This window comes from Pantoea sp. CFCC18177 (genome assembly GCF_059412425.1).
This window is the reverse complement of record NZ_JBNBPL010000019.1, coordinates 52,836-67,917: the sequence shown is the minus strand read 5'-3', so window position 1 is coordinate 67,917 and position 15,082 is coordinate 52,836. Positions and strand designations below refer to the sequence as shown.

Here is a 15,082-nt window from a genome sequence, read left to right as displayed (position 1 = left end):
CCAAACATGCGAGGAGCAATAATATGGCTAGATCAAAGTCTACCTGGATATTTGCGGCAATCAACCGCTCTCAGTTGTCTTGCCGTCCCATCATGTTGCGCATTACAGCGCGTGATGAAAGCAGCGCTCGCCGCCGCATGGCTGCTGATTACATCCTGATTTTTGCAGGCCGCTTGCCTTACGCAGGAGAACGCCATGCGTGAATATCCTCAAAGCGGCGAGCGTTGGAAACATTGTCAAGGCTGGACAGTAATTGTGTTGCGTCTTTCTGCTGCGCCAGCATCCGTCGCAGCAGCCAACCCTGAATTCAGCCATGAGGTGCTGTACCGCTATGACAGCGACAGCCAGGTAACCTCTTCACCACTGGCGTGGTTCGAGGAAAACTATACCCGCATCTGCGCCGCACCTCGCGCATTAGCTGCGCCTTCCGGCGAAGGCGGTGTGTTCAACCCGCTTAGTTTGCATCCCTCGGTTAAATACACACGCTGGCGTGACTTCAATACAGAGCGGGAATCCGAACTAGAAGAAGATCACTACTCAAAGTTTCTTTGATTCCACGCTTTTAACGCACTGACGGAGTAATCCATGAATATTTTCAACGGGCACAACGGTGCTCAGGGCAACGCTTTGCCTGAAAACAGCCAATTTGACGCTTTCACCTATGGTTTGTCAGAAAATTCCTTTGAAAAACTGGCGCGGGCGAAAGACGCCTGCGACCTGTTGCAGCAACTTTTCGCACAGCATCCACAGAATGACGGTATTCCGTTTGGCAGCAATGTTCCCGGCGTGGCGGCGCTGATGGACTATCTCTATTGCGACCTGGCGGACGTAACTGACCAGTGCAGCCCGCTGATGGGAGCACGCAAATGAATGAGCCACAAGTTTCAATCTTCCCCGCGGAACTGACAACTGCTCTCTATCGTCGCGCTATCGCAACAGCCTGGCGGGAAAAGATGATTACTGAGATAGGGTGCGAAATATACGGATCGCATCGCCTGACGGTTGAACGCATCGAGATGGCTATCGCTCTGCATATTGAAAGCGCAATGGTTAATGAGCATGGCGAGGCGCATGGTGCAGCGGTTGCTCTGGCAATGCTCACCGACATGATCGAGCCAACGCTGCTCATCGCACCGCCAGTGCTTACAGTGCGTGGTTGCGAAGTTATGACGATGCTGTATCGCACACTGCCTGCTGAATTCGACGATTTTTGTGACACCGGCGTGTCGCTGTACCGGCATTAAGGAGGCGTTATGACTCAACGATCCGTATCAGAGATCGCTGCCGCTGCTCGCGGCCGCTGGCCGGTCATTTTTCAGGTGCTCGGCGTAAATGTACCTGACGGCGGCAGACACGGCGCCTGCCCCAAGTGCACAGGCAAAGACCGTTTCCGTATGGACGACCTTGAAGGACGAGGAACGTGGATTTGCAGCCACTGCGGCAACGGCGACGGCCTTGATTTAGTAAAGCTGGTGACAGGTAAAGGAGTGAAGCTTGCGGCACAGGAAGTGGCTCAGATACTCGACCTGCGCGACGTGCAGGATATGCAGGTTAAGCCAGCCAGGCAAAAAGCCCCAAAAAGAGACATGGCCGTCACTGTGGGAGCACTGATGAAGACTAGCCATACAGGCGACAGCGTCTACCTGACGAATAAAGGCTTTGCCAATTATCCGGCATGCCTCACCGGCAGCGCACAGCGCGTCAGCGGTATGGAGTTTCCGGCCGGTTCACTGTTGTTACCTCTAACCACGGCAGATAGCGCTATAACCGGCGCTCAATTGATTGCGCCTAACGGTGACAAAATTCTGCTGCCCGGAAGCACCATGAAAGCCGCGTTTCTGGTGCTCAGCCCGCTACCACCAGAGCCGCCGGTGCAGGTAGTGATAACCGAAGGCTACGCCACCGCTCTGACAGTAAGCCAGCTAACCGCCGGATGCGTTGTAGCTGCCATTTCGGCAGGCAATCTGCCAAACGTGGCGCTGGCACTGCGGGCGCGCTGGCCGGGTGTGAAAATCGTCATTGCCGGTGACAACGACTTTCAGGACGGCGGTGAGAACCCCGGCAAAGCGTTTGCAGAGAAAGCAGCAAAGGCCGTTGGCGGCTGGATAAGCCTGCCGCCCGGAGAAATGAAGGCCGACTGGAACGATTTTCATCGTGAACACGGTGTGACCCGCGCCCGTGAAGCCTTCCGCAACGGGCTGGTGCTGTGCGGTGAAGGCCGCACACAGCTACCGCACGGATTCCGGCTGACGCAGGAATATCTCTGGTACGAAAAGCAGGTGCAGCGTAACGGCGAGACGGAAATCCAGAACGTTAAAATCTGCAACCCGCTGCGCGTCACGGCGATTACCTGCGACGCCGACGGCGGCAATTTTGGCCGCCTGCTGGAGTGGGAAGACACATGGGGCGAGCGCCGCCGCTGGGCGATGCCGATGGAGATGCTGAGCGGCAGCGGCGAAGAGTTACGCCGCGTGCTGCTGGTCAATGGCCTGTCCTACATCAGCACCACCGGCGAAGCCCGCGCCCGCCTGATGGAATACATCTCGCTGTGCAAGCCAGAACGTCGTGTGACATGTGTTAGCCGCACCGGCTGGCACGGGCAGGTTTACGTTTTGCAGGATGAAGTCAGCGGCGAGGGTGCAGACGGTGTCATTCTCCAGACCACATCCGTACAGGGGCGCGACTTTCGTGTGTCTGGCACGGTGGAGGAATGGCGCGAGCAGGTTTCGCGCTACTGCACCGGCAACTCACGCGTCGCGTTTGCGGTCAGCCTCGCTTTCGCCGCCCCACTATTGCGGTTGGTTGGTATGGACGGTGGTGGCTATCACCTCAAAGGTGAATCAACCGACGGCAAAACTACAACGATGAAGGCAGCGACCTCGGTCTGTGGTGGGCCAGATTACTGGCAGACGTGGCGCGCAACCGGCAACGCGCTGGAAGGCTGCGCCAGCCGACGCAACGACGCGGCCATGATGCTCGATGAGATTCGTGAAGTTGACGGGCGCGAAGCGGGCAATATCGCCTACATGCTCGCAAACGGCCAGGGTAAAGGGCGTGCTGGTACGGACGGCGAACTGCGCACCCGTAAGCAGTGGCGACTGCTGTTTTTCTCGACCGGCGAACTGTCCCTGACCGAGCACGCGGCAAAAGCCGGTGAGCGTACCTTTGCCGGGATGGAGGTGCGAATGATCCAGATACCAAGCGACTCGGGTAAGTTCGGCGTGTTCGAGGAGTTACATGGTTTTGATAGTGGTAAGGCACTGGCCGAGCATCTGGAATGGGCTACAACCAGCTACTACGGTGCGCCGTTTCGTGAATGGTTAAAAGCGCTGACTGCCGACCTGAACGGGCTAACGGCGCAGGCTAAAACGTTGATGAAGGAATACACCGCCGCTCTGACGCCACCGGATGCAGGTAATCAGGTTGGACGTGCAGTGAACCGCTTCGCCCTCGTCGCAATGGCCGGAGAACTGGCAACCCGGCTTGGCATTACCGGCTGGCCGGAAGGTGAAGCGCTCAGAGCGACACGCGTCTGCCTCAGTGCCTGGCTTAAAGATCGTGGCCACACTGCCAACCAGGAAGATATTGCCGCGCTTGAGCAGGTGCGCAGCTTCTTCACTGCGAATCAGTACAGCCGCTTCGCGGATTGGCACGACGATCGCAACCGTCCGGGCAATATGGTGGGCTGGCGCAGGGTAGACAAAGGCAATACCGCGCAGGGAACGGAAGCGACGACGACGTTCTACGTCATGCCGTCCGGCTGGAAAGAAATCTGTAAGGGCTTTGACCCGCGTAAGGTAGCGCGCCTCTGTGCGGATCGGGGCTATCTGCTGGCGGCCAATGACGGCAAATTGCAGACCAGCATACGCCCGCCAGAGATGAACGTGCGCAGGCTGTACGTCTTTAACAGCGAGGTGCCGGGTTAAGGCTTTGCGTGAGTCTTATTAATAACGGGTAACAGAGGTAACAGGTGTAACAACGGCATCAGGTATGGGCTGGCCTTGTTACACCTTACTGAAAGTAAATAGGTAACAGGTGTAACAGCAGCATCCGGCCTGTTACCCGCTGTAACCCGTCGTGTTACACCAACGAAATTTATAAATTCATATGCAATTCAATGCTGTAACCCGTGTTACATCAGTTACACCACCCAAATGACAGAGAGATTGCCAGAGCAGTGTATCTGCATTTTTCCCTGGCTGGCCGATGTTGCAGGCAAAAGCCGCGACTTTGTCCTGTGGTGGGGCATCAGACACAGTGAGCATGAATTGTTTTACCAGCCACAGCAGAATGTCCTCAGCCTTTACAGAGGGAGAGAAATCACTATGACCACCGACGTTATCGCAAAACGTATTGAACAATTCAGCCGCGAAAAAGCAGCACATACCGCGCAAATGCTTAAGCTCAACGACGTTAATGCATCGATCACCCGTTGCGAAAAAGAGCGCAGCGAAGCCATTGAAAGCGGGAAGGAAGCGGAGAGTGACTGGCGCACGCGCTTTCGCAGCCTGCGTGGCGCTATCACGCCAGAAATGCGCGCACAACATAGCCAGCGCATTGCCAGCCGAGAACTGGCCGAAGAGTTTACAGCCCTGATTGGTGAGTTGGATCTGGATAAACAGAGCGAGATGCTCAAGGCAGTGGCTACAGCCCGTTCTTACGTAAATGCACATCACACGGCCTTTACTGAATACGCTGAAAGCCAGTGGAACGCGGCAATGCGTAACATCAGCCCAACGCTGCTGCGTGCTATCAAGCTCAAGCATATGGCATTAAAACTCAGTGACCAGGGAGAATACTCTTCACTGACATATGAGCATCCGGAGGTGATTTTGAGCCGCCTCACAGGTGAGACGCTGACAAAAGCGGCTGCTGGCGTGCAATTTGATATGGAAGGTGAGCCAGTATTGTCACAAATAGGACTCAATCGCCCTGCGCTGACCGGCGTTGATATGCGTCTCTATAACAGCCCGGGAGCCGTTCATAAGCTACGACATGAGCTGAAAGAAAAGCTTGCGCAGAAGGAGAACAATCAATGATGCGCTGCCCGTTCTGCCGCCATTCGTCACACGTTAAAAGCAGTCGCTACCTGTCTGAACAGGTGAAAGAAGCTTATCATCAGTGCACGAATCTGGAGTGTTCCAGCACATTCAAAACGCATGAAAATATCGTGAAGGTGATCACCCGCCCACCTGAGCCAGAACAGATTTCCGCCCCGCCGCCGCCAACGCCACAACGGCAACCACAGACGCTGGGGCGCTACGGTTCCGCCTTCCGACACTGATCACAAATACTCTGCAATCCCTGCCAACCGGCGGGGATTTTTTTGTCTCAACTCTAAAGATTTTCTGCATGTTGGCGAGTATAAAGAGGTATGCATGCATAGGGTGCATGGATTTGCATGCGGATTTTATCAGCCAAAGACACCTACGGAAGCCCAACTGGCGCAGCCTGAGCACCATCATGCACCTGCATGAAAAGTGATGCATAAAGCGGGCAGGCGTGGCGGGGATAGCATTGCGCGCAAGGGTGTTGAGGTTACAGATGTATAACTGGAATTGCCATTTTAAAGGATTGAAAGAATGTCATATCAAATCCAAGCTGTATGCCCTTGTTGTAAGTTACAAGCTACTAATGACCTGAATAAAATAGAGGAATTTTTCGGCTTTAGAACTATGGAAAATGAAAGGCTAATCCCACAATCGTATTGCCGTAGATGCAGGGGATTGCGTTGTTCTCCTTCCGAAAAGAAATGTGGGGCAAATTAATTATAATTTACACGGTCTATCAAATCATATGATAGACCGTTTTAAATTAATCAAATCAATCTTCATCTTTGACATTTGACGCTGAAACCTTATTGGGTCTAGCATCGATTATAACAAGGTTCTTCCCTTCTTTTATTTTAAGCTCTTTAAACACAGCGATTAATCTATTCAACTCCTCATCAGTAAAGTACAGAATTACTTTTATTGATTTATTTGTCTGATTTGCCTTCTCATATACTTTAACTTGATTGGCTAAATTTTGTTTTAACTTGGTGTTACTCGCTAATTTAAACTCAACTAATGTCTTGTCTTTAGATCCTCGCGATACTTTGTAATCAACAGGCCCCCTACCATTGTCAACTTCACTATTAACATCAGATACCGAAGCATACCATGTAAGTCTAAACATTAATTGCAAGTCTGACTCACGCTTGATAGGGTTTCCTTTCAGATAAAAAACCTTATAGCCATTATTATTTTCAATTACTTGTTTTAAATACATAACACGATTATAGGATTCTTCTAGAGTATCATGTTTATCATGGAAAAAATTGTTGTTATGCTCAAAAATTGAATCAATGAGTTTTTGAACCTTATTTATAAAAACACTCTCTGATTCAAGAACTTTCTCCATACTCTTTTCATGTGCAGAGCGACTTTGCTTCTCTTTCATTTTAATGTAATAGTCGATGAAAGTAGGATTATCTTTAATAACTAAATCTGCAGCCGCTTCAAAATCCTTTTTCTTTGCATTATCAGGAAGGCACCTATTGAAATATTCACTAAGTTGATCTCTTAACTGCTCATTAGGAATACTATTACAAATATCTCTAAAATCAGCAATCATATCATTGCGGTTAATCCAAGTATCATCTTTGGTGAGAATGTCTCTCGGTGTCAGCAGCACAAAGTCACCATTATAAGACGGCAATTTAAACTTTTTGTTTACCCACGTTCTTGTGTCATAGTTAAAATGGACCTTTTCTACATTGAAGTCCTTGAGGTACTTTTCACTTATGTTTTTTGTAGAAAACTCTTGTGTATATTCCAACAAAAAAGACTTAATTAAATTAGTAGTAAAATCGCTTACACTATCCTTACCTACTCCACTTTTAATAAGGCATAGTTTTTCTAGATGACTGCCAGACGTGATTTCTTCTTTGCCAAAATTTGACAGTATATTGGAGAAGCTTGCATTTAAAGCTTTAGCAAAGTCTGGTCCCAACCCACTTCCACCATTACCAACAATACTGTAGCCAAACCAATTTTGCTTAACTTCGGGAAAAAGGAACCAGCTACTAATAAGACCGGCACTAAGCTTTTTTCCCTCGGAAACATCCCTTAGAAACGCTACATAGTTGATTATCTCATGATGTAACTTCTTGTACTGATCATTATCACTATTAAACAATAAAAATGGGTCGATAAATAATGGAAGATCATTAATTAATGAGATATTAAACGCACCATAATCTTTAATTTTTTCAGACGCCACTTTAAAAAAGTCAGAAAAATATACATTTATCTTAGGCATAGACGGTTCTCCTTAACTTTAATTATCTTCAAGTTGCTGTGTGAAAGGGTTTAAAACATAAAAAACCATTAATAATGAACAGATTTAACCCTAAAATCAAAAAAAATTAAATACATAAAATTCAACAAGATAGATAACACTTGGTTAATTTCGCTAGATTTAACAAAGAAAAAACTAATCATTCGTTAGACATTGTTATCCAAGTATTAGTCTCTAAAGTCCTACAGAAAAGCATGAAGCTTCGTTGTTGCTATAAAGTCTTGAACACTACCTAATGTGGGTACTTCTGGGGGTATCAATTAAAATAAAAACAAATAATCGTTGTAGATCATAAGGTTAACTCAAAATAGCACTCCTGTGATCTTCCGCCACTTCCTTATCTCGTTTGATTCCCAAAAGATGAACTTGAGCAACCTGTAAGTCTTCATTACAAGTTGGACTTATCAGCTTGCCGATGTACAGCAAGTTTGGCTCTTTACTTCTGCAATTGCCTCCGCCATGTTGCAACCTTAATAACATTGCGGAGCCCCCATGCTCATCCATCCCAACGACAAGCTCACCTTCTGCGGCGATCCGCGTGCGGAAGAGTTGCGCCAACGGCTGCAACAGCCGGATGCGCCCAAAGTGATTGCGGCGTCGTTATCCAAGCAGTTGGATCGGGAAAGCCGCACCCATCACCACGCGGCGGGCCAGCTTTACTGCCTGAAACAGGGGATGATGACGGTGAACACGCCGTCGGGGATTTTTGCCAATCCACCGCGCTTGGTGGGTTGGATTCCGCCGCACTTTGAACACGCGATTATCGGGCCAGGCCGGGTGCTGGGCTGGACGGTGTTGGTGGATGAAGCGCTGACCGCACCGCTGCCCAAGCGTCCGGTGCTACTCTCCTGCCCTTCGGTGCTGGAACCCTTGGCCGAGCGGCTGGCAAGCTTGTCGCCTGATAGCTGGGGCAGCGAGCGCTATAACCGCTTGTGCGATGTGTTTCTGGATGAACTGTACGAATCCACTGAACATGCCTTAACGCTGCCGCTGCCTGAAGAGCCGCGACTGCGGCAGATTGCACGTCTGCTGATGGACGATCCCGGGGATGCGCGCACCGGGCCGGAACTGGCACAGTGGGCTGGGCTCAGCCCGCGCAGTTTGAGTCGCCACTGGGCCAGCGCGGTGGGCATGAGCTTGTCGCGTTACCGCCAGGTCTCGCGGCTACTGAAATCACTGGAAGGGCTGGCTGCGGGTAAAAGCGTGCAGCAGGTGGCCTGGCAGGTTGGCTTTGATAGCGTCAGCAGTTATATCAGCGCTTTTCGCAGCGCATTTGGTTCGACGCCGGGCAAATACCTTACGCCGCCTGCCGCGTCTGCGCTTGCAGCATCAGAAGACTCGTAGGCCCATCAATCTCTGGCAGGCTGTGCTGATATTTACGGCGAAACGCACCGGGCGGCAGATGGTACATGCGGCGGAAGGTGCGACACCACGTCTGCTGCGACTCAAAACCATATTTGATCGCTATCTCCATCAGCGGCATGTTGCTATTCACTAAGGCAATCGCCGAGGCCGTGAGTTTGCGCTCTCGAATATAAGTCCCTAACGCAATGCCAGTGTGGCTGCGGAACAAACGCTGCAAGTGCCACTGCGAATAGCCGACGCGTCGCGCCACGGTTTCCAGAATCAATCGCTGTTCAATGTTGTCTTCGATCCACTGCATCAGTTGATGCATACAGGCTGCGTGAATATCCATCTTTCCTCCTGCGGGCGGTTAAACACGTCAGCAGCATTATAAAAAAGCCTTCTCTGGCTATGTTTAGTATTAAAGCCAATAAATAACGAAATCTCGCCAATGTGGCGCACAGGTTGCTGAAGTTGGGTGCTTGCGACTTAATCTATCATGTAATAATGTAAGTTACATGATAAACACGGAGCAGGAGAGAAGATGAACAGCATGATCACCCCGGACGTATGGACATGTGTAGCGATTGCACTGGCGGCGGCCAGCATCGCGATGACCATCACCCAAACCGAATTGTTTGCCGGACTACGTGCCTGGACGGCCAAAAAGCACGCGCTACTTGGCCACTTGTTTCACTGCTTTTACTGCATGAGTCACTGGACAGTGCTAGTCGGCATGCTGATTTATCGCCCTTACCTGCTGCACAGCGATATGGCGGTGATTGATTGGGTGATGACGGCGTTTATTACCTTAACCCTGACCACCTTTATCAACGGTCTGATGTTCAAAGTATTCCAGGCAGCAGTGACCACGCACGTGATGAAACATAACGCGCAGATCACCTTACAGAAGCAGGATTAAGACTCATCACTGCACAGCGGATGGGGCTCGGCTTCCAGCCCCAGTTTTGCCATTTTGCTGAGGTAATCATCGGCAATATCGGCCACGGTGATTTGGCTAAAGCGATTAAGCAGCACCACTTCCGCTTCGTTGAGTGCCTGGTCGAGACGCTCATCAACCGCATGCTCCACCAGACACGGCGAGGGATCGGCAGCAGGCCCGATGCTGAACAGCGCCGGTGAGCCAATGGCCTGATAAACATCGAGCAGCGTTATCGCGTTTAGCTCTACCCGAAGCTCCCAGCCACCGCCGTGCCCTTTCTCCGACACCACATAGCCTTTTTCGCGCAGCCCGGACATCATGCGGCGTACCACCACCGGATTAGTGCCCAACATTTTGGCCATGGCTTCAGACGTGGCGCGTTTAACGTGCCGATCGAGATGAATCAGCGCGTGCAGGGAGCGGGACATTCGGTTGTCGCGGGGCATGGAGGGTTCCTCTAAAGTTCACGACACTCTAGCAAACGCGCCAGGCTGCAACAATTTATCCCGCTTTCTGCACCAGGCTCGCTTGCCAGTCACTGAACAGAGTCAGCCAGTTTTTGGCCGGAATATTCTTTTTCAGTGCGGTGCCGAAACCGTGCCCGCCCTGCTGGAAAAGATGCATCTCCACCTTCACATGGTTTTTACGCAGGGCATCAAACATCTGTAACGTGTTTCTGGGCGAAGCCGTGCCATCATCCAGCGCCTGCGCAAGGAATGTCGGCGGAGTGTTGCCGCTTACACGGTCTTCCTGTGAATACTGATCAATGTCAGCCTGGCTGATATCTTTGCCGTACATCGCCGTGCGTGTGCCCACATGTGTCACGCCATTTTTCAGTGACAGCACCGGATAGATCAGTGCGGTGAAATCGGGCCGTGCGGAAACCTGATCCTGCGCATCAACAGCCGTGTAATTATTGGCGTCGGGGCTGTTACTCACATTGGCGGCGAGGAATGCCCCGGCTGAAAACCCCATCACGCCAATCTGATTGGAGGCAATGCGATAGTCTGCCGCATGGCCCCGAATCATGCGCATCGCTCGCTGCACATCAGAAAATGCATGATTCCGGTTAACCTCAGAACCCCCGCGCGGCATACGATAAATTAATACAAACGAGGAATACCCTTTTTGGCTCAGCACCTTTGCCACATCGAGCCCTTCAGCGTCCTGCATAATATAAGAAAAACCCCCACCGGGAATGATTAGCACAGCCGAGTGATTATTTTTCCCGATCGGTGGAACATAAATCATTTCTGGAGAATCGACATTTGTGACAGCGCGATTATTGTTGGTCGGGTTTTTACTAAAATTAATAAATTTATTATTTCCTGACACTTCATTTGGCCAGACAGGAATTTCCTTATTGGCAAACGCAGCCGGAAGATACAACAAGAAAAGCACTGCCGATAAATGAGGGAACTTCATCTCTATGACTCCAAATCCTGAGTAAAATCAGTAACAAATGACAAAACCAAAAGTTTCCCTAAGGCTTCGCTGCCCAACGCCTGTCCCAGAGAGAATCAAATCAAATGAATAACCCTGATAAAGTAACAAATAATATTACTCACCTGCACCCACTATAATACTGGGCCAAGAAAAATTAGACTTTTCTCATGTTTACGTTAACAAGGCCATATGTTATAAGTAAATTTTAAACTATAAGAATCTGTGACCATGGGAATTTACTGGATCATAAGTCTTAGCCTGACTTTTGTCGCGCTTGTCGAAGTCATGTTAAGTAAAAATGAAAACACAGCACAAATCAGATCATACGTTTATTTTGTTGCCGTTGTCGTGTTATTTACTTTCGGCGGAATTCGTGGTCTGGGAACAGGTCTGGATGATTTCCAGTATCGTGATTTCTTTGTTCACTTCGTCGATAAAATTGTTATTGAAGGATTCTGGCGTACCGCAGAAGAATTCCGCTACGAACCCGCGATCTACGCCATAGCAGGTCTCACACGTGTATTTACCGCCAATCCCGATATCTTTATCTATGTCTTTACGGTGATCGCGGTCTGCGTCAATGCCTGGTATTTCCGCAAGCTGACACCGCTGCCGATTGTGGCTCTGGCCGTCTACTCTGCTCACCTGTTTATTAACAAAGACATGAACCAGATTCGATTTGGTTTATGTTCCGCGTTCTTAATGGGCTTTGTGTATCATATGTCCCGCCGCAGTAAATCTGGGATGATCACCACCTTTATTCTCTCCTTTATCAGCCACGCAACCGGGATTATTGCCCTGCTCATTCCCATGGCGATGATTGTGAGGAAAAACAAATATATTCCTATTTTGATTGTGGTGGCCAGCTTGCCCCTCGCCTTTATGGGCAGCTCTGCGTTGATTGCTGTGCTTTCCAGCCACCTCGGTGGATTGGGTGACAGGGCAATGGGTTACGCTAACCAAGAATCGACCCAGGATCAGGGTATCCTGACGCTCTCAAACCTGAAGAATATCGGCTTTGTATTTATCTTTAGCTTTATGCTGTTGAGCGACAGAATCAAAAACTTCGACCCGGTGAAGTTTAATACTTATTACATTCTGGTCATCACGTTCGCGATTGGTGCGGGTATCAGGATGGCGCTGCAGGACTACGCCTCCGGTGGCCGACTGGCAAACTACCTGTTGCAAGTTGAACCGGTGCTTATTTCCCTCTGTATTTGGGAAACCAAAAAACTCAAGAAAGTTGCGGCCGTCGCGATTACCGTTTTAATGGTACTCTATTATCTTTATTACAATACCATTTCCAGTAAACAGTCGATAACCGGTTACGAAGTTTCACAAACATTTAAGCTGTAACACCCAATACCTAAACGCTAGCCTCCGGGCTAGCGTTTTTTTATTTCTCAGATAAAGCCGATAGACGCATAAGGAAATTCTGAATGTTTTAGTGGTACTGGTCATCGCTTGCATTTTTCTTTCCATGAACCTCTAATAGACTCACATCTGCGCCAGCAGAGTTAGGAATATTCTTAGCAATTTTAAACCAGGTTATTCAAGACTCACTGGCGCCAAGTCACTCAATGAAAGAATGCAGATATGAACGAAAAAAATAATTTTGATATCGTCCGGTTCTCGCTCGCCTTTATCGTCATGCTGGTGCATGCCGCTGAAGTCACCAGAAGTGCCGATATTCGGTTCCTGTCTCAATTTTTAAATAGTGACTTTGCCGTACGAGGTTTTTTCGCAATAAGTGGATTCCTTATTGCGAAAAGTTACTTAAGAAGTAAATCACTCACGTCCTATTTTATTAAGCGCGCTCAACGTATTCTTCCCGCTTATATCTTCGTCATTGTTCTCTGCTTCGTAATTGGCATGTGTCTGACGACGCTGCCGCTGATGGATTTCCTGAAAAATAAAGAGACCATCAAATATCTGATCGCTAACTTCTCATTCCTGAACTTCATTCAGCCTTCACTGCCGGGTGTGTTTACCAGCAACCCTAACCAGCCGATGGATGGTTCACTGTGGACGATCAAAGCTGAGCTGACACTCTATGTGCTGCTGCCGTTTATCGTACCGCTGATGAAGAAAAGCCCGCTTAAAGTCTGGAGTATCATTTTCGTTATCTCCTGCGCGTGGTTCTTCTACTTCACCTCGCTGTATACCGGGCCGAAGGCTGACACGCTGGCAAAACAGTTTGTTTCACTCTCTTCTTTCTTCTTCTTTGGCAGTCTGTTGGCGATACATCAGCCGACCTTCGATCGCCTGAAGGAGATTACGATTGTGTCTCTGGTGGTGTTCCTGCTGTTCAAGAATACCCAGTATTCCTTCATTATTGAGCCGATCGCCTTCTCGTCCGTGGTGATTCTGTTCTGCACCAACCTGTGCAAAGAGGTCAAGATCAGCCAATACGGTGACCTGTCTTACGGCATGTACCTGTACCACTGGCCGATTATTCAGGTGCTGCAGCATTTTGGTTTGTTTGCCACCAACGCCTTTATCGGCCTGGGATTGACCATCGTGATCACGCTGGCACTGGCTTACACCTCGTGGAATGTGCTGGAGAGCCGTTTCCTGAAGCGCGCACATCACAAACAGCCTTCGATCGCGCCACCGACCAATATCGCACGGGATTGAGTCCCGACGCATCAGGTCGCCATTAATGGCGACCCTACGGCAATCGTGAGGGGTTAGTGGCGACAATCGCGCGATATTCGTAGGGTGCGCATGAATGCGCACCGGTTTCATCTCAGATGGTCGCACCCATGGAAAGCCGGTAATGCAGGTTGACCTGTTCGATGGTGGGTTGCTGATTGATCTTTTTCAACACGATCTCGGTCGCCACTTTCCCCATCTCAAATCGTGGGGTGATCACGCTGGCTAAGCGCGGCGTGGTCGCCTGACCGATATCAAGTCCGTGGAAACCGGCAATCGCCATGGCCTGAGGGACCGCAATACCTGCGGCCTGGCACTCCTGCAATACCCCAACCGCCAAATCATCATTGGTACACAGAATGGCATCCATCTCCGGATAGAGCTGGCGCGCCAGCGTCATCATGCCGGTACCAATCGATACTGAAGAGACCTTGTTCGGCACAATACGCCCTGCCGGAAAACCTGCCGCTTCTACCGCATCACGATAACCCGCATAGCGCTGCTCATCACGGCGATCGGACATCGAACCAAAGTAGATGACGCGCTGCTTGCCGCTGGCCAGCAACATGGATGTCATATCATAGCCTGCGCGATAGTTATCAAACCCCACGTTAATGCGCCCGTTTGCCTCGGTAAGGCCCATCACTTCTGCCACAGGGATGTTGGCGGCATTGAGGTATTTCTCAGCGCGGACGGTGTGCACCGATTCCGTCAGAATCAGCCCTTTGATATTGAACGCCAGCACGGTAGCGATCTGCTCTTCTTCGCGCTGGGCGTTGTAGTCATAGTTGACCACCAGCGTCTGATAGCCGTGCGTACTGGTCACGGACTCAATACCCGCCAGCAAATCAGCAAAGATTTGGTTGTTAAATGAAGGGATCAATACACCGATGCGCGGCTGGCTTTGGTTCGCCACGGCGGCGTTTTCAGGATCGGGGATGTAGCCGATTTCGGCAATCACGCCAGCGATTTTCTCCGCCGTTTCCGTTTTGACCTTTTCCGGCGTGCGTAAATAGCGGCTAACCGTCATTTTGGTGACGCCCGCCAGGGTAGCAATATCGTCCAGAGTGATGCGCTGCGTTTTCATTGCGACGTCCGCAAAGATGGCCTGTCAATCAACGTATTATGCCCGTTGCCCGCCAAAAAATGAAACGAACACACAGTATCAATGATGACGAAAAATCATCGTGAAATTGCAGAATGAAAATTTCAGACATTTTCAATAGAAAACAAAAAATGCAATGTTGTTTTATAGCGATTTGATAAGAAACCCATCATTTCAGCCATTTATGGCCCTGACGAGATCACGACCAACAGCAATTTTCGCAACCTCCTTCACACTTTCTGGAAAAA

16 protein-coding genes are annotated in these 15,082 nt (G+C 49.9%); 11 read left to right on the top strand and 5 right to left on the bottom strand.

Going from position 1 to position 15,082, the window contains the following annotated elements:
• Positions 1-23: 23 nt before the first annotated feature.
• From ACPUC8_RS18320 to ACPUC8_RS18290, 7 genes are all read left to right on the top strand, one after another.
• Complete coding sequence (locus ACPUC8_RS18320; protein ID WP_494926956.1) at positions 24-203, top strand: host cell division inhibitor Icd-like protein; 180 nt, start codon at positions 24-26, stop codon at positions 201-203.
• Positions 196-552 (top strand): hypothetical protein, encoded by a 357-nt coding sequence (locus ACPUC8_RS18315; protein ID WP_494926955.1) that lies wholly within the window; start codon positions 196-198, stop codon positions 550-552. The genes ACPUC8_RS18320 and ACPUC8_RS18315 overlap by 8 nt, the downstream gene beginning before the upstream one ends.
• Positions 553-585: 33 nt before the next feature.
• Positions 586-870 carry a hypothetical protein gene (locus ACPUC8_RS18310; RefSeq protein WP_494926954.1) on the top strand — a complete coding sequence of 95 codons (285 nt, stop codon included), beginning with the start codon at positions 586-588 and terminating at the stop codon, positions 868-870.
• A complete protein-coding gene (locus ACPUC8_RS18305) occupies positions 867-1,244 on the top strand; it encodes a DUF5375 family protein (protein WP_494926953.1) in 378 nt (125 codons plus the stop codon). Before ACPUC8_RS18310 ends, ACPUC8_RS18305 begins: the two co-directional genes overlap by 4 nt.
• A gap of 9 nt (positions 1,245-1,253) precedes the next feature.
• Positions 1,254-3,926: a DUF927 domain-containing protein gene (locus ACPUC8_RS18300; RefSeq protein WP_494926952.1), complete on the top strand. Its 2,673-nt coding sequence runs from the start codon at positions 1,254-1,256 to the stop codon at positions 3,924-3,926.
• Between the two features lie 399 nt (positions 3,927-4,325).
• On the top strand, positions 4,326-5,039 hold the full coding sequence (sid, locus tag ACPUC8_RS18295) for a capsid size-determining scaffold Sid (protein WP_494926951.1): 714 nt from the start codon (positions 4,326-4,328) through the stop codon (positions 5,037-5,039).
• Positions 5,036-5,284, top strand: coding sequence for an ogr/Delta-like zinc finger family protein (locus ACPUC8_RS18290; protein WP_494926950.1), 249 nt, complete (start codon positions 5,036-5,038; stop codon positions 5,282-5,284). Before sid ends, ACPUC8_RS18290 begins: the two co-directional genes overlap by 4 nt.
• Positions 5,285-5,823: 539 nt before the next feature.
• On the opposite strand, the gene ACPUC8_RS18285 is transcribed toward ACPUC8_RS18290, so the two are convergent.
• A complete protein-coding gene (locus ACPUC8_RS18285) occupies positions 5,824-7,302 on the bottom strand; it encodes a DUF8370 family protein (protein WP_494926949.1) in 1,479 nt (492 codons plus the stop codon).
• Positions 7,303-7,833: 531 nt separating this feature from the next.
• Here ACPUC8_RS18285 and ACPUC8_RS18280 point away from each other — a divergent pair.
• Entirely contained in the window at positions 7,834-8,685 is an 852-nt protein-coding gene (locus ACPUC8_RS18280) for an AraC family transcriptional regulator (RefSeq protein ID WP_052205911.1), read from the top strand.
• Here ACPUC8_RS18280 and ACPUC8_RS18275 read toward each other — a convergent pair.
• A complete protein-coding gene (locus ACPUC8_RS18275; RefSeq protein ID WP_039328451.1) occupies positions 8,639-9,037 on the bottom strand; it encodes a helix-turn-helix domain-containing protein in 399 nt (132 codons plus the stop codon). The two genes, ACPUC8_RS18280 and ACPUC8_RS18275, sit on opposite strands and share 47 nt — an antisense overlap.
• A 192-nt stretch (positions 9,038-9,229) precedes the next feature.
• Between ACPUC8_RS18275 and ACPUC8_RS18270 the strand changes: the two genes are divergently transcribed.
• Entirely contained in the window at positions 9,230-9,607 is a 378-nt protein-coding gene (locus ACPUC8_RS18270) for a hypothetical protein (RefSeq protein ID WP_039328450.1), read from the top strand.
• Here ACPUC8_RS18270 and ACPUC8_RS18265 read toward each other — a convergent pair.
• Positions 9,604-10,074, bottom strand: coding sequence for an Rrf2 family transcriptional regulator (locus tag ACPUC8_RS18265; RefSeq protein WP_039328449.1), 471 nt, complete (start codon positions 10,072-10,074; stop codon positions 9,604-9,606). The genes ACPUC8_RS18270 and ACPUC8_RS18265 overlap by 4 nt on opposite strands.
• A 55-nt stretch (positions 10,075-10,129) precedes the next feature.
• Positions 10,130-10,879, bottom strand: a complete 750-nt coding sequence (locus tag ACPUC8_RS18260) for an alpha/beta hydrolase (protein WP_331436246.1) — start codon at positions 10,877-10,879, stop codon at positions 10,130-10,132.
• 423 nt (positions 10,880-11,302) lie between these two features.
• Here ACPUC8_RS18260 and ACPUC8_RS18255 point away from each other — a divergent pair, with 423 nt between their 5' ends.
• Both ACPUC8_RS18255 and ACPUC8_RS18250 read left to right on the top strand, forming a co-directional pair.
• Positions 11,303-12,430, top strand: a complete 1,128-nt coding sequence (locus ACPUC8_RS18255) for an EpsG family protein (RefSeq protein WP_039328448.1) — start codon at positions 11,303-11,305, stop codon at positions 12,428-12,430.
• 240 nt (positions 12,431-12,670) lie between these two features.
• Positions 12,671-13,711, top strand: coding sequence for an acyltransferase family protein (locus ACPUC8_RS18250; RefSeq protein ID WP_039328447.1), 1,041 nt, complete (start codon positions 12,671-12,673; stop codon positions 13,709-13,711).
• 112 nt (positions 13,712-13,823) lie between these two features.
• Here the strand turns inward: ACPUC8_RS18250 and ACPUC8_RS18245 are convergent, their stop codons facing one another.
• The gene (locus tag ACPUC8_RS18245; protein WP_494926948.1) at positions 13,824-14,816 is read right to left on the bottom strand and encodes a LacI family DNA-binding transcriptional regulator; all 993 of its coding nucleotides are present in this window, start codon (positions 14,814-14,816) and stop codon (positions 13,824-13,826) included.
• Positions 14,817-15,082 lie beyond the last annotated feature (266 nt).